This is a genomic window from Streptomyces rugosispiralis, from assembly GCF_024505145.1.
Classification (GTDB): domain Bacteria; phylum Actinomycetota; class Actinomycetes; order Streptomycetales; family Streptomycetaceae; genus Streptomyces; species Streptomyces rugosispiralis.
In genome coordinates, this window is the sequence record NZ_JANIAA010000260.1 from 1 (window position 1) to 349 (window position 349).

Annotated in this window: 1 protein-coding gene; it reads left to right on the top strand. The window is 67.3% G+C overall.

Annotated features, from left to right (window positions below; all coding sequences use genetic code 11):
• Positions 1 to 60 precede the first annotated feature (60 nt).
• On the top strand, positions 61 to 349 hold a 289-nt coding region (locus NP777_RS47350), incomplete at its 3' end, for a ketoacyl-synthetase C-terminal extension domain-containing protein (protein ID WP_308405435.1).

Here is a 349-nt window from a genome sequence, read left to right on the forward strand (position 1 = left end):
CTGCCGCGGAGTCTGCATATCGACGAGCCGACACCGCATGTGGATTGGTCCACTGGCGCGGTGGAGCTCTTGGGGGAGCACACGTGCTGGCCGGAGGTGGATCGGCCGCGTCGGGCGGGTGTGTCTGCGTTCGGGGTGAGTGGGACGAACGCGCATGTGATTGTGGAGCAGGCGCCTGAAGTGGTGGAGGCTGAGGCTGAAGGTGTGGTGTTGCCTGCGGTGCCGTGGGTGGTGTCGGGTGCGGGTGAGGTGGCGGTGCGGGCGCAGGTGGAGCGGTTGCGGGGCTTCGCGGACCGGAATCCGGATCTGGATCTGGTTGATGTGGGTTGGTCGTTGGCGGTTGGGCGTG